This is a genomic window from Arthrobacter sp. B055-34, assembly GCF_059090425.1.
Genome location: NZ_JBNHFQ010000014.1, coordinates 63,059 through 84,346, shown reverse-complemented (window position 1 = coordinate 84,346; position 21,288 = coordinate 63,059). Strand labels below are relative to the sequence as shown.

The following is a 21,288-nucleotide window of genomic DNA, read 5'->3' as shown; positions in this document are numbered from 1 at the left end:
CCCACCGAGGAGTGACACAATGCTCTCGTTACCGCAGATGCTGGGGAATGTGTCCAAGGCACACGCCCAGTCCCCTGAGGACTGGGCACGGTCGGTCACCGACGTCCTACGGGACGCCGCGATCTACCACCAAACCCGTAACGGCTTTTACCGTGCCCAATGTAACGCGTTGGGAGTCGATCCCGCCGCGATTAACGACATCAATGACCTGCAAGACCTGCCACTGTTGCCGGTCGGCATGTTTAAGCGTCCCGACGCCCATGTACTACTCACCTGCTCCCTGGCCGACGTTGAGACCGAGACCAGCTCCAGCGGCACCCGCGGTGTCCCGTCTGTCGCCCGCCGCAACAGCGAGACAGTGACCCGGGCACTGGTTGGCCTGATCGGGACCTACCGGGAGTTCTTCAGCCTGTCCGGGGGCGCGGGTCTTTTCCTGAACCCTTCGGACTCTGAAGCCTCGGAGATGGGCCTGCTCAAGGACTTCAACATCCTGAACAGTGTCTTCGACCACCACGTATACCTAGTTGCCGACCAGGCGTTCGACGTCAGGGAGGCTCTGGAGCACCTGCGCCGGTGGAAGGGCCACATGACCCGGCACATCGTCTGTCCGCCGTTCCTCATCGAGCGGCTCCTCCGGTTCCTCGAGCAGGAGAAGAGTAATGTGCGCTTGGACCCTTACAGCATGATCATCACGCTCGGCGGTTGGAAGCGGCACACAACCGAGGCCATCCCTGCCGAGGGCTTTCGGGAGCGGTGCCATGAACTACTCGGCGTGCGCCCGGGGAACGTGCGCGACATGTACGGGATGATCGAGTCGAACATGCTCGCTGTCGAATGCCACCTACATCGCAAGCACGTCCCGCCGTGGTGCTACATTTCCATCCGGGACCCCGGCCAGACCGGCAAAGAGCTCGCTCCAGGGGGCACCGGCACCATTGCCGTACTGGACTCCCTCAACACCAGCTATCCCGGTTTCCTCCTCACCGACGATGTGGGCGACGTCGAAACCGGCACCTGCGGGTGCGGAAGAACCGGCCAGATCATCAATTTCCGACGTCGGGGGCAGGGTGGCGGGCTTGGTCACTGCCCCGTCAGCATCGAGCGCTACCTCGGCTCGGGCAGCACCGTCAAGGATGAGCCTGCGGCTCTCATGAAGGCCTGAGTTAGCGGCGCCTCAGGTGGCGCCCTCCTCCTTCGCCGCGCCCTTGGCGAGGCGACACTCGGTGCCGCCGAGCGGGACCGTCGCGCTCATGAGCGTTTCGGTCATGTGCTCCAGCACGGCATTGTCGAAGGGCGCCTCGGCCTCGAATGGTGGCCGGCATTCTCCACCCGCCGCCGATCTTCGGCACGAACTTATAGGTCCCGCCATCGGCAGCCCCGTCTGGGGCGCGCAGGACATTCGCGGGCGGCTCGTCTCGGCTCATGGCACGGCAGCGCTAGGTCATCCTGCACATCGTGAGGGTCCTGCTCAAGGACAAGGAGCATCCGTCAGCAGGGAGCGCCGAGCGAAATGCTCCCGAAAACTAGGGGTGCAGCCGCCCCTCGTCCGGGGCTTACCGGCCTGGTGAATGGATTGCACACTAGGTATATCCGTTCCAGCAGCGACAATTCCCCCGAAGGGACGGCCGGTCGAGCCGGAGCCTACGTTTCCCAACCCGCAGGCTCCGGCTCGACACCTGTTATTACCGGGGTTTAGCTGGCACAATTCCTGCATGATCGAGATGCCGCCGCCGAAACCGCCCGAACTGGAGCCGGAGAAGATCCGGACCTGATCGCCGATGCCGACGATATGGCCGCCTTCACGCAGGAAGAGATGGAGCTGGTCAGTGAGCTCGTCAAGGCAAATCCAGAGAACGACCTGACTGAGCTCGTCGATGGCGGGAAGTTCACCACGCAAGGCCTCCGGAACAGCTACGACGGGCAGTACCGACGCTAAACCCGTTCATCGTGGTCCGCGGGAATGATCTCCTGGACCTCGGCGGAACCTGGATCGCATGGACCGCCGGGACGACCGCATGCGCGCTGGCGCGCTGGTTCCTCCGCCGACGCCCGACGGAGACGGGAGAAGTGGACGCCCGGCTCCTCCCGGGAGCCTTTTCTCCCTAGTCGGCTGGGACGCAGCCAAGCTGGAAGCGGAGCGGTGGCGCCGCGCGACGGGCTTGTCTTCCCTTAGATTGGGTCCGAACATCACCGTCACAAAAGGGGTGAAAGCCAGTACGAAGACAATAATGAAAAGGGTCAATTCCATGTCGAGCTCCTACCCTTAAAATCAGGTTAAGCGCCAAATACCCGGTGCACAATGGGCTAATTCACAAGCTCGACGGACGCAGGTTTTGGCATCGAAGCCGGTGGACGAGAGGTCTGGGGCCTCGTCGCTGAAACCTTTCTACATCTGTTGGTGTCGACCCAGGACTGGACGTGGACAACGACCCGGTCGGACTGTTTGGGGGAATCCGCCGGGGCAACGCTGCATACCGGCCTGTCTGAAAGGTTGGCGCCTTGCCCAAACGCGCTCTCACACTCCCCGTACTCTGGCCGTCCCCGCTGGCAGGCTGCGCCTCACCAACTGCGACCCAGCCAACTGAAGAAGCGACTGCTGCGTATGAACAACCTGAACGCTCACACCAACTCCGGTGGAAACTATCGAAGAAGTTACGGTCCGCAACATCATTTGTCGCGCCGGTCTTCCTCTTGCACGGTTCGATGTAGGCCATGCAAAGACTATGCTGCCGGGCCTCGCACGGCTGTCGTCGTATTTTCGCAGCCACGTGGGTGAAAACCCGTCCGCTCGGGGACAGGCAACAAAAAACCCCGGAAACTGTTCAGTTTCCGGGGTTTTTTCCCTGTGCGCGGAGGGGGACTTGAACCCCCACCCTCAATAAGAGGACTAGCACCTCAAGCTAGCGCGTCTGCCATTCCGCCACCCGCGCAGGTGGTGTTTTCGTTCAGTTTCGGCGAACCGATTCCTTCGAAAGCAGCGAGAAAAACTCTAACACGTTTTGGCCGAAGTGTTGAATCGGGGATTTCCCTACCCCGTTCCGGTGCGTTTCCGTGACGTCGGGCTGCCGCCACCCAAGCAGATCGATAGGCTGGAGCCAAGCACCCCCGTCAGCAAGGAGCCCGAAAATGCCTGCCCTCCGTCCGCAAGATGAAGTTGTCCGCATTTGCCAGGAACTGATCCGGATCGACACATCCAATTTCGGTGACAATGCGGGCCCCGGGGAGCGGGCAGCCGCCGAGTACGCGGCAGGCTTGCTGGAGGAAGTGGGTCTGTCCACGGAAATTTTCGAGTCATCTCCGGGACGCGCATCAGTCGTCACCCGCATGGCGGGTGAAGATCCTTCCGCAGACGCACTGGTGGTCCATGGACATTTGGATGTCGTGCCGGCGCAAAAAGAAGACTGGCAGGTCGATCCCTTCAGCGGCGAGGAAAAAGACGGTCTGATCTGGGGCCGTGGAGCGGTGGACATGAAGGACATGGACGCCATGATCCTGTCCGTGGCCCGTGACATGGCCAGAACCGGAACCAAGCCGAAGCGCGACATCGTATTCGCTTTCTTCGCAGACGAAGAGGCCGGCGGCAAATACGGGGCTCGTTGGGCCGTAGATAACCGACCTGAGCTTTTCGACGGCGCCACGGAAGCGATTTCGGAGGTCGGTGGCTTCTCTGCCAACATCGGCGGGAAACGTGCCTACCTCCTCCAGACTGCTGAGAAAGGCATCGCATGGCTGCGCTTGGCCGTCAGCGGACGGGCTGGCCACGGCTCGCAGATCAACACGGATAACGCGGTGACCACGTTGGCAGCCGCCGTGGGCCGGATCGGCGCCCACCAGTGGCCCATCGAGCTGACGGACACCAGCCGCCGGTTCCTGGACGGCGTAACGGAACTCACCGGCGTCGAATTCGATCCGGACAATCCGGACATCCTGCTCAAGGAACTGGGCACGGTGGCACGTTTCGTGGCCGCCACGCTGCAAAACACGTCCAATCCGACCGTGCTGAAGGCAGGCTACAAGGAAAACGTCATACCTGGCCTGGCCGAAGCCCGGATCGACGCGCGGACTCTGCCTGGTCAGGACGAACTGGTGCTGGCCAAGATCCAGGAGCTGGCGGGGGAGGACGTGGACATCTCCTACATCCACCAGGACTCGGCGCTCGAAGTACCGTTCGCCGGAAACCTCGTGGACGCAATGGTGGATTCGCTCAGGCACGAGGACCCGGACGCAGTGGTTCTGCCGTACACGCTTTCCGGCGGGACGGACAACAAGTCGCTGGCCAGGCTCGGGATCACCGGATACGGGTTCGCCCCGCTGCAACTGCCCGATGACCTGGACTTCACCGGTATGTTCCATGGCGTGGACGAACGGGTTCCCGTGGACTCCCTGAAGTTCGGCACGCGGGTGCTGCACCGGCTGCTGACCACTTACTAGTGTAGGACGGACCAATGACCAAGGCAGTTGAAGAGCTGTTGCCGGAGGCGATGCTCGCCACGTTCCGCTCCCGGGCGGCCGGTTATGACGAGGCCAACTCCTTCTGCCACGAGGACTTCGCTGATCTTCAGGCCGCGGACTATTTGAAGATCCTTGTGCCGGCTGCCGACGGCGGGCTCGGCTACGGCCTGCGGCAGGCCTCCCTGGCCCAGCTCCGGCTGGCCAGTGCCGCCCCGGCCACGGCATTGGCTGTCAACATGCACCTGGTCTGGACCGGCGTCGCCCAGGTGATGCGGGCCCGCGGGGACCGGAGCCTGGACTTCGTGCTCGAAGAAGCAAGCCGAGGCGAGATTTTCGGGTTCGGCGTATCCGAAGCCGGGAACGATCATGTTCTGTTCGACTCCACCACGGTCGCTGCGCCCCAGGATGACGGCGGCTATTCCTTCACGGGGACGAAGGTTTTCACCAGCCTCTCGCCAGTATGGACGAAGCTGGGAACTTTTGGGCGCGACGACGACGGCGACGAGCCACAGCTGGTCTGGGCCTTCATCGACCGGAAAGCACCCGGCTTCCGCATCAAGGACGACTGGAACACGCTGGGCATGCGGGCCAGCCAGTCGAATACGACGGTGCTGGAAGGGGTACGCGCCGGGCCAGAACGGGTCTTCCGGAAGCTGCCGGTCGGGCCAAACCCGGACCTGCTGATCTTCGGCATCTTCAGTTGCTTCGAAATCCTGCTGGCCTCCGTCTACGCCGGCATCGGGACGCGAGGGGTGGAACTGGCCGTGGAGAACGTCCGCCGACGGACATCCCTGAAGACCGGCAAGAGCTACGCGCAGGATCCAGACATCCGCTGGCGCGTTGCCGATGCTGCGATCGAAATGGACGGCCTCTACCCACAGCTGGAATTCATCGCCCGGGATGTCGACGCTCTCGTCGACCATGGGCCGATGTGGTTCCCCAAACTGGCATCGGTCAAGGTCAGGGCGACGGAAACGGCAAAGCGCGTCGTCGAGCACGCGGTAAGGGTCTCCGGGGGCGGCGGGTACTTCCGCGGCAGCGAGCTGGAGCGTTTGTACCGGGATGTGCTGGCCGGGCTTTACCACCCCTCGGACGACGAATCAGCGCACGGCACGGTGGCCAACGCCTGGCTTGGCCCTATCGAGGACTAGGCCCCGGGGAGCAGGTCAGACGGTGGCCTCGACGCGCAGGACTTTCCGCCGCATCCAGTACTTGCGGCTGCCGCCCATGTAGAAGCGGGTCCGGATCAGGTCCCACTTGCCGTATTCAGCATGCTCAGCCAGCGCCCGGCGGGCCTCCTTGACAGATTCGCCCTTATTGACCGTCAGGACAAGATATTCGTACTGGCGGAGGTGGTCGCGTTCGCGCTGGATGGAGCCGGTGCTAATTTGTTCTCTCATTGGCCCTCCAATCTCTTCACTTATTCTTCCCACAACAGCTAACGTCTACTACATGGCAATTGATCCGCGTGTCGCACTCCAGTCGTTTACAGCTGCCCTTGAGGAACATCTTGCCGCATCCGCCAGCCGGCGCGGTGAGGATGATCCTGCGGTGGAGGCCGCGTTCTCCTCCATAATGGAAACCTTCGAAGCCTATGAAGACGCACTTTACGACGCGTACGGTGAAGTTACGCCGCTGGTCATTTACGACGAGTCCGAAGACGAGGACGACGACGGCGATGACGACTATGAACAGGTCATGGACCCCTTCGACGACGATCTGGAAATTGAGGAAAAGTAGGCCCTCCCACAACTGCATTCCTATATAGGCACTACGGTACCGAGATATCGTCGAGTGCAGAAGCGATCTCCGCCGGGATGCTCTTCGGGGCAGCCTTGAGGATCTGTTCCAGCTGGCCGGGTGTCCGTGGACCGATCACGGCAGTCTCAATGCCGGGTTGTTCCAGCGTCCAGCCCAGGGCGAGCTCAAGCGGCTGCACATCCAGGCCCCGTGCTGCGGTTGCGAGCGCCTCGGCAATCCTGGCGGGCCTCCCGGAAAGGTAAGGCTCCACAAAGCCCGCCCTGTTTTCGGACGCTCCCCGCGAGTCGGCCGGTGTGCCGTTCCGGTACTTGCCGGTCAGCACGCCGCGGCCAAGGGGGGACCAGGCCATGACCCCGGTTCCCAAAGCCCGCGCTGCCGGGATAACTTCCCGTTCTGCCGTTCGCTGGAGCAACGAGTATTCGGACTGCACCGCCACCAGTGGGACGGCACTCAGCGACACCGCCCGGGCCAGTTGCCAGCCCGAGTAATTGGAAACTCCCACATAACGTGCGCGGCCGGAAGACACGGCGAATTCCAGAGCGGAAAGTGTTTCCTCCAGTGGGGCGTTGTCGTCCCAGACGTGCGCCAGCCATACGTCGAGATAGTCCGTGCCCAGTCGAGCGAGGCTGGCGTCGAGAGAACGCAGCATTGCGCCTCGGGAGGTATCCACTTCCCTTGCGCCGTCGCGGCGGACCATCCCCGCTTTCGAAACCACAGTGACTTCCTGCCGGGGGACCAGCTCTCCCAGAAACGCACCGATGATCGCTTCGCTGCGGCCTTCGGCATAAGCGGCCGCGGTATCGAGCAGCGTGCCTCCTGCATCCAGATAGGAGCGAAGCATCGTTGCCGCGCTCTCTTCGTCCGTCTCCTGGCCCCATGTCATGGTGCCTAACGACAGGCGCGGTACTTTCAGCCCACTATGACCTAACCGATTCTGCTCCATGGGCAAAAGCCTACGGCCTGCCGCGCCGCAGGCGGGAACTGACCCGCGGATGAGTCTCGCATGTGGTAGGCGGCTCATACCGTAGGAGGATCTTTGTCACGGCGGCGGTGTCCGGTTCTGCCGCAGCCGTGGTCGTGCTTTAAGGTCTAAGTTGTGACTTGGCTAGAAGCGGCCTTTCTGGGACTCATCCAGGGCCTGACCGAATTCCTCCCGATCTCCTCCAGCGCACATCTGCGCGTTGCGGGTGAACTCCTGCCCGGCGCCTCGGACCCCGGCGCCGCGTTCACCGCCATCACGCAGCTGGGCACGGAGACCGCAGTCTTGGTTTATTTCTGGAAAGACATCGTCCAGATCGTGAAGTCCTGGTTCGGCTCCCTGACCGGGAAGGTGCCGCGGAACAACCCGGATGCCCGGATGGGCTGGCTGATCATCATCGGCTCCGTCCCCATCGGTGTGCTCGGCCTGCTCTTCGAGGACCAGATCGAAGGGTCCTTCCGGAGCCTGTGGATCGTGGCGACCATGCTGATCGTCTTCGGGTTGTTCCTGGCTATCGCCGACACAATCGGCAAGCAGGTCCGGACTCTGGATAAGCTCAGTTATAAGCACGGCATCCTGTACGGTCTGGCCCAGGCGCTGGCGCTCATCCCGGGCGTCTCGCGTTCGGGCGGAACGATCACGGCAGGCCTCCTCATGGGCTACACGCGTGAGGCGGCCGCCCGGTATGCGTTCCTGCTGGCGATTCCGGCGGTATTTGCCAGTGGGCTCTACCAGTTGGCTACCAGCTGGAACGAGCCCGGGCCGTACGGTGGGGGCGAAACCGCACTGGCGACGCTGGTGGCCTTTGTGGTCGGTTTCGTCATCATCGGATGGTTCCTCAAGTACGTCTCAACCCGCAGCTACAAGCTCTTCGTCTGGTACCGGATTGCGCTCGGGTTGCTGCTGTACATCCTGCTTGGTATCGGCGCCATCAACGCCTAGCAACGCCATAAGTACGACGGCGGTCCCCGCCGGACCGTGATTCTCACCGGAAGGAACAGCCATTGTTTGGTTGGAATGCGCGCCCAGTGCCTCAGATCGCCGGAGGCCGCAACACGCTGGCCCTCTTTGATACGGCCGCGGGGGAGATGGTCCAGCTGGATCCCGCTCCCACCGGTTCGTTGTATGTCTGCGGCATCACCCCCTACGACGCTACCCACATGGGCCATGCCGCCACCTATGTCAGTTTCGACCTGCTGAACCGCTACTGGCGTGACGCCGGCCGGGAAGTCCAGTACGTGCAGAACGTCACTGATATTGACGATCCGCTGCTGGAACGGGCCAACGCCACGGGCGTGGACTGGGAAGCGCTGGCCAAGGACCAAACCAACCTCTTCCGCGAAGACATGGAGGCACTCAATGTGCTCCCGCCGGACCACTACATCGGCGCCGTCGAGTCCATCGAATGGATCATTCCGGCAATCGAGCAACTGATCTCCGACGGGCTGGCGTACCGGGTGCCCGGCACCGGCGGCGAACCGGACGGCGACGTCTACTTCGATTCCGTCGCGGCGGCCGGCGACGGCTGGCACAACGGCATGACCTCGCGGCTGACCGAGGAGGAAATGCTGCCGCTCTTTGCCGAGCGTGGCGGCGATCCTGAACGGCCCGGCAAGCGGCATCCCTTGGACGCACTGCTGTGGCGCGTAGCCCGCGAGGGCGAGCCGAAGTGGCCGGGCAGCTCCCTGGGCGAAGGCAGGCCCGGGTGGCACATCGAGTGTTCAATTATTGCCCGGAAATTCCTGCCGGAAACCTTTGATATCCAAGGCGGCGGCTCGGACCTGAGCTTCCCGCACCACGAAATGAGCGCCGGGCATGCATATGCCTTGACCGGAACGGAACTTGCACGCCACTTTGTCCATGCCGGCATGGTGGGCCTGGACGGTGAGAAAATGAGCAAGTCCAAGGGCAACTTGGTGCTCGTGTCGAAGCTTCGCTCGGAGGGCGTGGATCCGTCCGCCATCCGTACCGTGCTGCTGGGCCAGCATTACCGCAGCGACTGGTTCTGGACCGATGACCTGCTGCAGGCCGGAACCGAGCGGCTCGCGCGTTGGCGCGCCGCCGCAGGCAACTCGGATGAGGAATCCGCCGCCGCATTGGCCGACAGGATACGGGCCGCCTTGGCAGAAGACCTGGATGCACCTGCGGCACTCGCCGCGGTGGATGCCTGGGCCGCGGCCTCGCCCAGCGGCAGCAGCCAAGGCGAAGTCCCCGCCGGAACCGCCGTCGCCAAGGTGCTCGACGCGTTGCTTGGCATCGTCCTTTAGCGCTCACCGCTAAAGCCGGCCGGGCGGAGCCTTTTTGGCTGCCGCCCGGCTACTCTTTCCGGCGCTTTTTCAGGTAACGCTCGAATTCACGGGCAATGGATTCGCCGGTCGCCTCCGGCAGGTCCGCTGTGTCCTTGGCCTCTTCAAGCTGCCGGACGTAAGCGGCGACTTCCGGATCTTCCGTGGCCAGTTCGTTGACGCCGCGCTCCCATGCCTCGGCTTCCTCGGTCAGCACGGCGGTATCCAGCGGAACCTGCAGAATATCTTCCAGGCCTTGCAGAATCGCCAGCTCGGCCTTGGGGGAAGGGGACTGCCCGACGTAATGGGGCACCGCTGCCCAGAGGGACAGAGTGGGGATTCCCGCCAGCGAGGCCACTTCGGCAAGAACTCCGACAATCCCGGTCGGACCCTCGTACTGGCTGGCTTCCGTATTCAGAGACTCCCGGACGGTGTCATCTTCGCTGGTAATGGTCACCGGAATGGGCCGGCTGTGCGGAACATCGGCCAGCAACGCCCCGACCAGCACAAGGCAATCGACGTCGAGTTCAGTGGCGTGGGCGAGCAACTCGGCGGTGTATGCCCGCCAGCGGTATGACGGTTCGACACCGTGCACGAACACAATGTCTATGTCCGTATCCGGAACGCTGCAGCGGGTCAGCTTTGTAGTGGGCCATTTGATCCGTCGGTCCCCTGATGCCGTACGCCGGATCAACGGGCGGGTGAACTGGAAGTCGTAGTACAGGTCGGGGTCGATACTGGCCACTTTGACACCGTCCCACAACCGGCTTAGGTACTTCACTGCGTCGGTTGCCGCCTCGCCGGCATCATTCCAGCCTTCAAACGCGGCGAGCATGATAGTTAGCCGCCGCTCGTCTCCGCCGTCCGGCTTCGGGAACAAGCGCCGCAAGCCCCGTGCCTCATTACTGTCCATAGTGCTCACTTCTTCACCCTAAACCCAGCCCGTTGAGTTGTCAGTGAGCGGTACAGTGATTCGCGTAGAGCATAGCCAGCGTATGGAGGCGTGCCCGGCGCCGGCGGGACCGTAGACTTGGAGCATGTCTGCTTCTCCCGACCGCCTTGGTGCGCTGTCTGAAAATCCAACGCGCGTACAGGCTGTTCTCTGGGATATGGACGGAACCCTCGTCGACACCGAACCGTACTGGATCGAAGCCGAAACGGAGCTGGTCCTCAAATTCGGCGGTGTCTGGACTGACGAGCTAGGCCGCGGACTGGTCGGCAATGCGCTTCCGGTTTCCGCCGTAGTCCTGCAGGAGGCGGGCGTCGACCTGGGCGTCAGGGAGATCATCGACCACCTGCTGACTGCCGTCGTCGCCAAGGTGCGCCGCGAGATCCCTTGGCGCCCCGGGGCCAGGGAACTGCTGAAGCAGCTCAACGAGGCAGGTGTGCCGGCAGCGCTCGTGACCATGTCCGAGACCATCCTCGCCGAAGAGGTCATCCGGTCGCTGCCTGCGGGCAGCTTCCGCTTCATGATCACCGGCGACATGGTGGAGCACGGCAAGCCCAATCCGGAACCGTACCAGCGTGCCTTCGACAAGCTCGCAGCAGCCGACCCCGGACTCGATAAGTCACGTGTCGTAGCGCTTGAAGACTCTGTGCCGGGTGCCACCTCGGCCCAGGCCGCAGGACTGGTGACCGTGGCCATCCCTCACGTCGTCGAGGTCCCCGATGATCCGGGCCGGTACCGGTGGGAAAGCTTGACAGGCAAGGACTTGGCGGACCTGGACCTGCTGCTGGAGCAGGATGTCGTCAACATTCAGGGTGCCGGGAGAGGCGCATGAACATGTCGCCGGACACCGGGAACAGCCCGGACACCAGCAAGTCCGCCCCTGAGTCCAAACCGCCGGCCCGCCGCGAGGGGATCCCGCTGGGCAGCATCGGCGGCGTTCCCATCGTGCTGGCCTACTCCTGGTTCATCATTGCTGTCTTCATCGTTTTCGCCTTCGGACCCCAGGTCAGCAGGGCCATCCCGGGACTTGGCAGCGCATCGTATGTGGTGGCCTTCGGCTATGCCGTGCTGCTGCTGCTCTCCGTCCTCGTCCATGAACTCGCCCACGCACTCAGCGCGCGCATCTTCGGCTGGCCGACCGCGAAGATTGTGCTCAACCTCTGGGGCGGCCATACCCAGTTCGAAAACTTCGAGGCCACTCCGGGCAAATCCCTGATAGTTGCCTTGTCCGGACCCGCAGCCAATTTCGCGCTGGCCGGTTTTGGCGCACTGCTCATGCCCGTCATGGAGGCCAACGCCGTGGCCTGGGTCCTGACGGACATCTTCATCTGGGCCAACCTGCTCGTCGCGGTCTTCAACATCCTCCCTGGCTTGCCGCTGGACGGTGGCAGATTGGTGGAGTCAGCTGTCTGGAGCATTACCGGCAGTCAGGAAAAGGGCACGTTGGCCGCCGGCTGGGCAGGACGCATCATCGTCATCCTCATCGTGGCGGGATTCATCGGCGTGCCGCTGGCCATGGGCCGCCAGCCCGATCTTCAGGTCGTGGTGATCATGGTTCTGGTGGGTGGATTCCTCTGGATGGGCGCGAGTGCTTCCATTACCAACGCCAAGTTGCGGCTGCGGCTGCCGCACGTCAGCGCCGGCGCTCTCAAACAGCCTGCCATCAGCATGCCTGCCAGCTCTAATGTGGAGCAGGTGCAAGCCGTAGCACGCAGCGCGCCGCACGCATTCGTAATCCTGACAGCCGCCACCGGCCAGCCCGAGGCGATCGTCGACGGCCACGCGCTTGAACAGGTTCCCGAGACTGCGGCTGCCCGTACCCCGGCCGCCGCCGTCAGCCGTGCACTGGCCCCCGGCGCCTACATACCGGAATGGGCTGCCGGCCAGGAACTGGTGCAGTACCTGGCCAGGCTTGCCGGAACCGAATATGCGGTCACCGACGCTGACGGGCGGGTTACGGGTCTGCTCAGCCAATCAACTGTTGTACGGGCCATCACCGGCAAAGCCTCGTAACCAGCACGCCGCCCAGTTCCCAGCCGATAATCAGTATCCACCGATCGGAAGTAGCACCAGCATGAGTTCACCGACCACACCGCACGGAGCAGACCAGCGCCGCGGCCCGTTCCGTTCCGGAGAGCGCGTACAGCTCACGGACGAAAAGGGCCGGATGAACACCATTACGCTGACCCCCGGGGGCGCATTCCACACCCATAAGGGCTTCCTGACGCACGATGTCCTGATCGGCCAGCCGGAAGGCTGCGTGGTCAGCAATGACACCGGCCATAAGTACCAGGCCCTGCGGCCGCTGCTCTCGGATTTCGTCCTGTCCATGCCGCGTGGCGCCGCCGTCGTATATCCCAAAGACGCCGGTCAGATTGTGACGATGGCCGATATTTTTCCGGGCGCCCGGGTAGTTGAAGCCGGTGTGGGCTCCGGCGCCCTGAGCATCTCGCTGTTGCGCGCCGTGGGCGACCAGGGCTATCTGCATTCGTTCGAACGGCGCGAGGAATTCGCCGACATCGCGCGGGGAAATGTTGAAACCATTTTCGGCGGACCGCATCCGGCCTGGCAGATCTCGCTCGGCGACTTCCAGGACGAAGTGGTTAAGCAGGAGGCCCCGGGCAGTGTGGACCGTGTGGTGCTGGACATGCTGGCCCCGTGGGAATGTCTGGACGCCGTTGCAACCGTGCTGGCTCCGGGCGGGGTGTGGATCAGCTATGTCGCCACGGTTACGCAGCTGTCGCGGACGGCGGAAGCGATCCGGGCCGACGGCCGTTTCACCGAGCCCGACGGCTGGGAGTCGATGGTGCGCGGCTGGCATTTGGAAGGGCTGGCAGTTCGCCCGGATCACCGGATGGTCGCCCACACCGGCTTCCTGCTCACTGCCCGCCGGCTGGCCGACGGCGTCACCGGACTAACTCCCAAGCGCCGCGCCTCCAAGTCGGAATTCTCGGCAGCGGACCTGAAAACCTGGGCGCCGGATGACGAGCAGTGGAATACGGAGGCACTGGGGGAGCGGGCCGTGTCGGACAAAAGGCTCAGGCGTGCTGCCAAGGACGCCGCTTCCACTGTGCAACGCGGCGCTTTCAAAAATGCCGATCAGCCCGACGCTGCCGGCGGGCAGGTTACAGACCAGTAACAACTAGGTGTTCATACTGCTATCAGCGGAATTCCCCGAGAGGCTCCGGCGTTTCCTTCTCAAGTAAGTGTTGCACTCGGGGCATCGGCGGCTAGGGTCTTACCAAGGGACCCGATTCCAGAGAGCAGGTTGCGGTGATGAACGAAGACCAGAACCAGACCAATCAATCGGCACCGGCTGGAGAGACAACCGAGCTGACTGTTGCACAGCGCCAGATCAATGTTCTACGGGACAAGATCCGGAATCTGGACAAGCAGTTGGCGTCGGCCACGCAGAACAACGCACGGCTTGTCTCCATGCTGGAGTCTGCCAAGGCCGAGATTGTCCGACTCAAGGATGCTCTGGAGCGCGACGGCGAAACCCCCTTCAGTTTTGCCACCATCACCCAGGTCAACAGGCGGCAGCACCCACGCACGGGTGCAACCACTACGGCGACCACGCAGGAAAGCGTGGACATCATCCAGTCCGGCCGCAAGCTGCGTGTTGCCGTCAGTCCGCTGATCAACCTCGCGCAGCTGAGCCCGGGGCAGGAAGTTCTCCTGAACGAATCCCTCACCGTCATCGCGGCCTTGGGGTTCGAGCGCGCCGGTGAACTGGTCACCATCAAGGAACTGCTCGGTGCGGACCGTGCCCTGGTGGTCGGGCGAGCCGACGAGGAGAGAGTCGTCAAACTTTCCGGCACCCTGCTCAAAGTGAAGATCCGTGTGGGGGACGCTGTCTCCATCGACGCGCGCAGCGGCTACGCGCTCGAAAAGATCCCCCGGAGCGAGGTGGAGAACCTCATTCTGGAAGAAGTCCCGGACATTTCGTACCAGGACATCGGCGGCCTCGGGCCCCAGATCGACGAAATCCGCGACGCCGTTGAGCTCCCCTTCCTCTACCCGGATCTCTACCGCGAGCACGGACTCAAGGCGCCCAAAGGCATTCTGCTCTACGGGCCTCCCGGTTGCGGCAAGACCCTGATCGCCAAGGCCGTGGCGAACTCGCTCGCAGCACGGGCCATCGAGCGCAGCGGCACGGAGGAAACGCGCAGCTACTTCCTGAACATCAAGGGACCCGAGCTGCTCGACAAGTACGTCGGTGAGACCGAGCGGCACATCCGGCTGATCTTCGCCCGGGCGCGGGAGAAGGCTTCCGACGGCAGCCCCGTAGTGGTTTTCTTCGATGAAATGGACTCGCTTTTCCGCACCCGCGGCACCGGTGTATCGTCCGACGTCGAAACGACAATTGTTCCGCAGCTGCTCAGCGAGATAGACGGCGTCGAGAAGCTCGAAAACGTCATTGTCATCGGTGCCTCGAACCGCGAGGACATGATTGACCCGGCCATCCTTCGTCCCGGCCGGCTGGACGTGAAGATTAAGATCCAGCGCCCGGACGCGGAAGCGGCCGCGGACATCTTCGCCAAGTACATCACCACGGATCTTCCCATCCATGTGGAGGATCTGGTGGAGCATGGCAACGACCGGCAGGCGACGGTGGACGCGATGATCCAGCGCACTGTCGAAGCGATGTACGCCACGGAGAAGTCAACCGAGTATCTGGAAGTCACTTATGCCAGCGGAGACACCGAGATGCTCTATTTCAAGGACTTCAATTCCGGCGCCGTGATCCAGAACGTGGTGGACAGGGCCAAGAAGAACGCCATCAAGGACCTCCTGACCAGCCAGCAGAAGGGCCTGCGGATCGAACATTTGCTCCGTGGCGTGGTGGATGAGTTCCGCGAGCATGAGGACATGCCTAACACCACCAACCCGGATGATTGGGCCAGGATCTCCGGCAAGAAGGGCGAGCGGATCACCTACATCCGCACCATCATCCAGGGCAAGGCCGGCCAGGAAGCCGGAAAGTCTATCGAGACGACAGCGAATACGGGGCAGTATCTGTGAGCGTCAACCGTGTGATGGGAACGGAAACGGAGTATGGGATCCATGCTCCGAGCGATCCGCTGGCCAACTCCACCGTGCTCTCCTCCCAAATCATCAATGCCTACGCCGCTACCGTCCGCAGCGGTATGGGAAACCTGGCGGGAACGCGCTGGGATTACACCGATGAAGAACCACTGCACGATGCCCGCGGCTGGTCGGTGGCACGGGAGAACGCGGATCCGTCGCAGCTAACCGACATGCCGCCGGTCCTTGACGCGGAGCAGATCGCCTTGTCCGGCGGACGTCCGCCCTCAAACGACTTCTACTCCGAGGAGTCAGCGGGCTCCGGTGTCTTGATGAACATGGTGCTCAGCAACGGTGCCAGGCTGTATGTCGACCACGCTCATCCGGAGTACTCCAGCCCGGAAGTCACCAGTCCCCGGGCAGGGGTGCTGTGGGACAAGGCCGGTGACGTCGTCGTCCTTCAAGCTTTGCAGAAAATCGCGCGGACGCCAGGTTTCGCTCCGGTCAACATCTACAAGAACAACACTGACAACAAGGCAGTCTCGTACGGTGCACACGAAAACTACCTGATGCCTCGCAGCCTACCGTTCGGGCAAATAGTGACCGGGCTGATCCCGTTCTTCGTCTCCCGGCAGGTCATTTGCGGCTCGGGCAGGGTAGGCCTAGGCATGACCGGCCGGCACCGGGGCTTCCAGATCAGCCAGCGGGCAGACTTCTTCGAAGCGGAAGTAGGGCTGGAAACGACCATCCGGCGCCCCATCATCAATACTCGGGATGAACCGCACGCCGTCGCGGACAAGTACCGCAGGCTCCACGTCATCATTGGAGATGCGAACCTGAGCGAGGTCTCCACATACCTTCGGCTGGGCACCACGGCGTTGGTCCTCTCCATGATCGAGCACGGCGAGGCGCCGCACGTGCAGCTGAGCGAACCGGTCCAGGCCTTGCAGGCCATCAGCCATGATCCGACCCTGCAGCAGAAGGTCGCGCTCAAGGACGGCGCCATGGTCACGGGTCTTGATCTGCAGGAAATCTATCTGGAAGCGGCAGTGGCGCACTGCCGCAGACACGGTACGGACCAGGGGCAAACGGCCGATGTCCTGGCACGGTGGGGGGCGCTGCTGTCAACGCTGCGGCGCGATCCTATGGAGGCCGCCTCCCAGCTGGACTGGGTCGCCAAACTCAAGCTCCTCCAGGCTTACCGGGACCGCGATGGTTTGGAATGGTCGGATTCCCGGCTGGGACTGATCGATCTGCAGTATTCCGATGTCAGGCCCGAGAAGGGACTGTATTACCGGCTGGCCCAGCGGGGAAAGATGGAGCGGCTTCTGACGGATGCCGAAATAGCCGAAGCAGTACATGAGCCGCCGTCGGATACCCGGGCCTACTTCCGCGGCAAGTGCATCGAGCGTTTCCCCAAGGAAGTGGTCGGCGCGAGCTGGGACTCGGTCATTTTCGATCTGCCGAGCCGCCGGCGTCTGCAGCGGATTCCCACCCGAGAGCCCTTGCGCGGCACGCGCGCGCTCACCGGGCCGCTCTTCGATCAGGCCGCTTCAGCCGAAGAATTTATTTCGGCGCTGCTCGGGCCGGAAAGCGCCCCTGACGTGGCAACATAAAGAATAAGAACTCAATAGCCGTCGAATCTGACCAAGGAGGCAGTCATGGCAACGCAGGACCGCAAGAACGTAGAAGGCCGCACTCAGGAAGAAGAGTACGACGAGGCGCCCGAGACACCTGAGCCCGCCCCTGCCGCGGCTGCACAGGCTGAAACCGAAGGCACGGACGATCTGCTCGACGAAATCGACGGTGTCCTCGAGCAAAACGCGGAGGAGTTTGTGCGCGGTTTTGTCCAGAAGGGCGGACAGTAGCCCATGAATTTGCCGGCTGGCGGACATAGTTCCACGTTTTCCCAAATTTCCCATGCGGCTACGGCGTCATTCTCCGAGTATCTGTCCCGCAGTGCTCCTGACCTGCTGCCCGGAGTGCGCGGTTCGGCGACCGGCATCAGCTCGAATGCCGAACACCTGGTGCCGCATGCCACAACGATCGTCGCCATGACGTACGCCGGGGGCGTGATCATGGCCGGCGATCGGCGGGCAACTATGGGAAATATGATTGCAAGCCGGCACATCGAGAAGGTCTTCCCTGCTGATAATTACTCAGTTCTGGGCATAGCCGGCACGGCCGGTATCGCTCTGGACGTCACGCGCCTCTTCCAAGTGGAGCTGGAGCACTACGAGAAGATCGAAGGCACGTTGCTGAGCCTGGAGGGCAAGGCGAACCGGCTGGGTGCCATGATCCGAAGCAACCTGCCTATGGCGATGCAGGGCCTGGCAGTGATACCGCTGTTTGCGGGATTCGATACAGACCGTCATGTGGGGCGGCTCTTTTCCTACGACGTGACCGGCGGGCGCTATGAGGAACTCGAACACCACTCCGTGGGTTCGGGGTCCGTCTTCGCCCGCGGAGCATTGAAAAAGCTCTGGAAGCCCAATATGGACGAGGACCGCGCCGTGTCTGTCGCGGTGGAATCGTTGTATGACGCTGCCGACGACGACTCCGCAACCGGCGGTCCGGATGTGGTCCGGCAGCTGTGGCCGGTGGTCTACGCAGTAAATTCGGCCGGAGCGAAGCGCATCCCGGAACGAGTACTTGCCGCCGCCGCCGAAGCCGTGATCGCTTCGCGCGCCGTGGCCGGACGGGAGGCATAAACCATGACCCAACAGTTCTATGTCTCGCCAGAACAACTAATGAAGGACCGGGCGGATTTCGCCCGGAAGGGCATCGCCCGCGGCCGCTCCGTTGTCGTGCTCAGCTGCAGCGAGGGGATCGCCCTGGTCGCCGAGAACCCGTCCCCGTCGCTGCACAAGATCGGCGAAATCTACGACAGGATCGCGTTCGCTGCCGTCGGCAAATACAACGAGTTCGAAAGCCTGCGCCAGGCAGGAGTTCGGTACGCCGATGTACGGGGCTATTCCTACGATCGGGAGGATGTCACCGCACGCGGTCTCGCCAGCGTCTACGCGCAGAGCCTGGGCGCCGTGTTCACCGCCGACAGTAAACCTTTCGAAGTGGAGCTTGCCGTGGCCGAGGTAGGACTTCAGCAAGCGGAAGATCATCTCTACCGGCTGACGTTCGACGGTTCTATCGCAGACGAGCCGGATTACGTGGTCATGGGCGGCGAGATCGACGCGGTGAATGAGACACTGCGGGCGAATTGGGATGCGGGTCAGGGCTTTGCCGGGGTCATCCGCGCGGCTGCGGGAGCGTTGGAAGGCCACATTCCTGACAACGGACGGGCACCCGGCCAGCGCCGGCTCGGCCCGGAAATGCTGGAAGTAGCGGTCCTTGACCGGGACCCGATGTCCAGCCGCGGCAACCGCCGGGCTTTCCGGCGGCTGTCCATTGCAGAGGTGACGGATATTTTGGGGGACTGACATGGACAGACGGATCTTCGGCATCGAGACCGAGTTTGGCATCTCCTATTCTGCGCCGGACTCGCGTCCGCTCTCGCCGGAGGAAGTGGCCCGCTACCTGTTCCGCAAGGTAGTGACATGGGGACGGTCTTCGAATGTCTTCCTGACCAACGGTTCGCGGCTGTATCTGGATGTTGGATCGCATCCGGAATACGCCACCGCAGAGTGCGACGACGTAGCGCAGTTGATCGCACAGGACCGCGCTGGAGAGCTGATCCTCGAAGACCTCATGAACGAGGCGCAGGACCGATTGCGGCACGAGGGCTTTGACGGCAGTGTCTACCTTTTCAAGAACAATACGGACTCCGCCGGAAATTCCTACGGCAGCCATGAGAACTATCTGATCCCGAGGAAACTCGAGTTCTCCCGGCTCGCGGACATTCTGATTCCGTTTCTGGTCACCCGCCAGGTCCTGGTCGGGGCCGGCAAGGTGCTGAAAACGCAGAACGGGTCGATCTATGCGTTTTCCCAGCGGGCGGACCACATCTGGGAAGGCGTCTCTTCGGCGACGACACGTTCCCGCCCCATCATTAACACCCGCGACGAGCCGCACGCGGACGCCGAGTACTACCGCCGTCTGCACGTCATCAACGGGGACTCGAACATGTCCGAGACCACCACCATGCTCAAGATCGGTTCGGTGGATCTTTTGCTGCGGATGATCGAAGCCGGTGTGATTATGCGCGACCTCCGGCTGGAGAATCCCATCCGCAGCATCCGCGATATCTCCCACGACCTGACCGGCTCCAAACCGCTCAAACTTGCCAATGGGAAGGAAATGAGCGCCCTCGAGATGCAGCAGGAGTACTTGGACAAAGCCCGGGAGTTCGTTCGGACCAACGGCGCGCACAGTCCCCATGTGGAACGGATTCTTGACTTGTGGAACCGCACTCTTGCCGCGGTCGAAGCGCAGGATTATTCGGGAATCGACACGGAGATTGACTGGGCGATTAAGAAGAAGCTCATTGATCGCTTCAGCCAGCGCCACGGGCTGGACCTGGATTCAGCCCGGATTTCGCAGCTGGACTTGACCTACCATGACATTTCACGACGGCGCGGGCTGTTTTTCCTGCTTCAGGCTCGCGGCGAGGCCGCTCGCGTAGTGCAGGAACCAGAGGTGAAATCGGCCGTGGACAATCCGCCGCAGACCACCCGTGCCAAACTCCGCGGGGATTTTGTTCGTGCCGCACGCGAACACGGTCGGGATTTCACAGTGGACTGGGTCCATCTGAAGCTCAATGACCGTTCCCAGCAGACCATCCTGTGCAAGGATCCCTTTAAGAACGTTGATGACAGGGTCGAGGCCCTGCTGGCCTCACTTTGAGGAACTGTCCAGCTATCTCTGTCACAATATGACCAACGCGGGTCCATCGGATCTGCCGTGCCCCCGACAGCACCTCACGAAAGTTGAAATGTGCGCAAAATAATAGCGACCATGCTGCCCTTTGCGCTGTTGCTTACGGCATGCAGCAGTGCAGACAGCGAAAGCTCCGGTTCGGACAGTCTGGATGATGTGACCATCACCGCAACTGACGCCGGTTCCGCCCCTAAAGTCGAGTTCGATGCACCCTTGGAACTGCCGGAATCCACGGCCAAGGTAGTCAATGAGGGCGAAGGCGAAGGCGCCGTCGATGGGCAATGGATCCGCTACCAGTTGATGGCCGTCGACGCGGTGACTGGCGAAGAGCTCGGTGAGACCTACTCCGGCATCGCCGCGCAGACGCTCGAGCTCAACGAACAGTTCAAGTCCGTCGATCCGGCCCTCTACGACGCCCTCATCGGGGCGAAGGCCGGCTCCCAGGTCGCCTACTACGCCACTCCGCCTGAGCAAACTTCGGCCAGTGCCCCTGCTTCCAACCCGCAGCTGCTTGTCGTTTCAGTCCAGCAGGTCAAAGACAAGGCAGTAAAAGCCGAGCCTGCAGAGGTAGCCGAGTTGGAGAAGGCCGGCAAGCTGCCCGAGATTAGCTTCGATAAGGACGGCGTCCCGTCAGTCAAGATCCCGGAAGGCGCTCAGGCTCCGGAGGACCTCATTGTCCAGGTGATGGAGGAGGGCGACGGCAAGGAAGCCACGGCCGAGAGCACAGTCGAGGCGAACTATGCCGGCTGGAACTGGGCCGAAGGCAAGGAGTTCGACTCAAGTTTTTCCCGCGGCGAGCCGACTGAGTTCCCGCTCAACGGGGTTATCGAAGGCTGGACCAAGGGGCTGACCGGGCTCAAGGAAGGCGCAAAAGTTATGCTGTCTATTCCTACGGAACTAGCATATGTCCAAGGGCAAGGGGACGCTTCAGGAGACTTGATCTTCTACGTCGAACTGGTCGAAGTAAAGTAACAACCAGCCATAACCGCTAGGAAAGGTAC

Annotated in this window: 20 protein-coding genes and 1 tRNA gene; 17 read left to right on the top strand and 4 right to left on the bottom strand. The window is 62.5% G+C overall.

The window, feature by feature from the left end:
* Positions 1–19 precede the first annotated feature (19 nt).
* Together AC5RWO_RS20260 and AC5RWO_RS20255 are read left to right on the top strand one after the other, a co-directional pair.
* Entirely contained in the window at positions 20–1,162 is a 1,143-nt protein-coding gene (locus tag AC5RWO_RS20260; RefSeq protein WP_498733563.1) for a LuxE/PaaK family acyltransferase, read from the top strand.
* A gap of 627 nt (positions 1,163–1,789) precedes the next feature.
* Positions 1,790–1,936 carry a hypothetical protein gene (locus tag AC5RWO_RS20255; protein ID WP_498733561.1) on the top strand — a complete coding sequence of 49 codons (147 nt, stop codon included), beginning with the start codon at positions 1,790–1,792 and terminating at the stop codon, positions 1,934–1,936.
* A gap of 910 nt (positions 1,937–2,846) precedes the next feature.
* Here the strand turns inward: AC5RWO_RS20255 and AC5RWO_RS20250 are convergent.
* Positions 2,847–2,930: transfer RNA gene (locus AC5RWO_RS20250), tRNA-Leu, on the bottom strand.
* 196 nt (positions 2,931–3,126) lie between these two features.
* On the opposite strand from AC5RWO_RS20250, the gene AC5RWO_RS20245 reads away from it, so the two are divergent.
* Both AC5RWO_RS20245 and AC5RWO_RS20240 read left to right on the top strand, forming a co-directional pair.
* Positions 3,127–4,431, top strand: a complete 1,305-nt coding sequence (locus AC5RWO_RS20245; RefSeq protein ID WP_498733559.1) for a M20/M25/M40 family metallo-hydrolase — start codon at positions 3,127–3,129, stop codon at positions 4,429–4,431.
* A gap of 14 nt (positions 4,432–4,445) precedes the next feature.
* Positions 4,446–5,603 (top strand): acyl-CoA dehydrogenase family protein, encoded by a 1,158-nt coding sequence (locus tag AC5RWO_RS20240; protein ID WP_498733557.1) that lies wholly within the window; start codon positions 4,446–4,448, stop codon positions 5,601–5,603.
* A gap of 15 nt (positions 5,604–5,618) precedes the next feature.
* Here AC5RWO_RS20240 and AC5RWO_RS20235 read toward each other — a convergent pair whose 3' ends face one another.
* Positions 5,619–5,852 carry a DUF5703 family protein gene (locus tag AC5RWO_RS20235; protein ID WP_074702386.1) on the bottom strand — a complete coding sequence of 78 codons (234 nt, stop codon included), beginning with the start codon at positions 5,850–5,852 and terminating at the stop codon, positions 5,619–5,621.
* A gap of 52 nt (positions 5,853–5,904) precedes the next feature.
* Here AC5RWO_RS20235 and AC5RWO_RS20230 point away from each other — a divergent pair, with 52 nt between their 5' ends.
* The gene (locus tag AC5RWO_RS20230) at positions 5,905–6,192 is read left to right on the top strand and encodes a hypothetical protein (protein ID WP_498733554.1); all 288 of its coding nucleotides are present in this window, start codon (positions 5,905–5,907) and stop codon (positions 6,190–6,192) included.
* Positions 6,193–6,223: 31 nt separating this feature from the next.
* Here the strand turns inward: AC5RWO_RS20230 and AC5RWO_RS20225 are convergent, their stop codons facing one another.
* A complete protein-coding gene (locus AC5RWO_RS20225) occupies positions 6,224–7,156 on the bottom strand; it encodes an aldo/keto reductase (RefSeq protein ID WP_498733552.1) in 933 nt (310 codons plus the stop codon).
* Positions 7,157–7,309: 153 nt separating this feature from the next.
* Here AC5RWO_RS20225 and AC5RWO_RS20220 point away from each other — a divergent pair, with 153 nt between their 5' ends.
* Both AC5RWO_RS20220 and mshC read left to right on the top strand, forming a co-directional pair.
* Positions 7,310–8,134: an undecaprenyl-diphosphate phosphatase gene (locus AC5RWO_RS20220; RefSeq protein WP_498733550.1), complete on the top strand. Its 825-nt coding sequence runs from the start codon at positions 7,310–7,312 to the stop codon at positions 8,132–8,134.
* Positions 8,135–8,196: 62 nt separating this feature from the next.
* Positions 8,197–9,459 carry a cysteine--1-D-myo-inosityl 2-amino-2-deoxy-alpha-D-glucopyranoside ligase gene (gene mshC, locus AC5RWO_RS20215; protein WP_498733548.1) on the top strand — a complete coding sequence of 421 codons (1,263 nt, stop codon included), beginning with the start codon at positions 8,197–8,199 and terminating at the stop codon, positions 9,457–9,459.
* A gap of 49 nt (positions 9,460–9,508) precedes the next feature.
* Here the strand turns inward: mshC and AC5RWO_RS20210 are convergent, their stop codons facing one another.
* The gene (locus AC5RWO_RS20210; RefSeq protein ID WP_139003800.1) at positions 9,509–10,390 is read right to left on the bottom strand and encodes a PAC2 family protein; all 882 of its coding nucleotides are present in this window, start codon (positions 10,388–10,390) and stop codon (positions 9,509–9,511) included.
* Positions 10,391–10,514: 124 nt separating this feature from the next.
* Here AC5RWO_RS20210 and AC5RWO_RS20205 point away from each other — a divergent pair, with 124 nt between their 5' ends.
* From AC5RWO_RS20205 to AC5RWO_RS20160, 10 genes are all read left to right on the top strand, one after another.
* A complete protein-coding gene (locus AC5RWO_RS20205) occupies positions 10,515–11,258 on the top strand; it encodes an HAD family hydrolase (RefSeq protein WP_498733546.1) in 744 nt (247 codons plus the stop codon).
* A 2-nt stretch (positions 11,259–11,260) separates the two neighbouring features.
* Positions 11,261–12,439 (top strand): site-2 protease family protein, encoded by a 1,179-nt coding sequence (locus tag AC5RWO_RS20200; protein ID WP_498733579.1) that lies wholly within the window; start codon positions 11,261–11,263, stop codon positions 12,437–12,439.
* 61 nt (positions 12,440–12,500) lie between these two features.
* A complete protein-coding gene (locus AC5RWO_RS20195) occupies positions 12,501–13,565 on the top strand; it encodes a tRNA (adenine-N1)-methyltransferase (RefSeq protein ID WP_498733544.1) in 1,065 nt (354 codons plus the stop codon).
* Positions 13,566–13,702: 137 nt separating this feature from the next.
* On the top strand, positions 13,703–15,451 hold the full coding sequence (gene arc, locus AC5RWO_RS20190) for a proteasome ATPase (RefSeq protein WP_498733542.1): 1,749 nt from the start codon (positions 13,703–13,705) through the stop codon (positions 15,449–15,451).
* A gap of 14 nt (positions 15,452–15,465) precedes the next feature.
* Positions 15,466–17,070, top strand: coding sequence for a depupylase/deamidase Dop (gene dop / locus AC5RWO_RS20185; RefSeq protein ID WP_498733577.1), 1,605 nt, complete (start codon positions 15,466–15,468; stop codon positions 17,068–17,070).
* Between the two features lie 45 nt (positions 17,071–17,115).
* Complete coding sequence (locus AC5RWO_RS20180) at positions 17,116–17,322, top strand: ubiquitin-like protein Pup (RefSeq protein ID WP_169998474.1); 207 nt, start codon at positions 17,116–17,118, stop codon at positions 17,320–17,322.
* 3 nt (positions 17,323–17,325) lie between these two features.
* Entirely contained in the window at positions 17,326–18,165 is an 840-nt protein-coding gene (gene prcB, locus AC5RWO_RS20175; protein ID WP_498733540.1) for a proteasome subunit beta, read from the top strand.
* Positions 18,166–18,168: 3 nt separating this feature from the next.
* The gene (gene prcA / locus AC5RWO_RS20170) at positions 18,169–18,891 is read left to right on the top strand and encodes a proteasome subunit alpha (RefSeq protein ID WP_498733538.1); all 723 of its coding nucleotides are present in this window, start codon (positions 18,169–18,171) and stop codon (positions 18,889–18,891) included.
* Position 18,892: 1 nt separating this feature from the next.
* Entirely contained in the window at positions 18,893–20,254 is a 1,362-nt protein-coding gene (gene pafA, locus AC5RWO_RS20165) for a Pup--protein ligase (protein WP_498733536.1), read from the top strand.
* 90 nt (positions 20,255–20,344) lie between these two features.
* Positions 20,345–21,259, top strand: coding sequence for an FKBP-type peptidyl-prolyl cis-trans isomerase (locus AC5RWO_RS20160; protein ID WP_498733534.1), 915 nt, complete (start codon positions 20,345–20,347; stop codon positions 21,257–21,259).
* Positions 21,260–21,288: the final 29 nt, after the last annotated feature.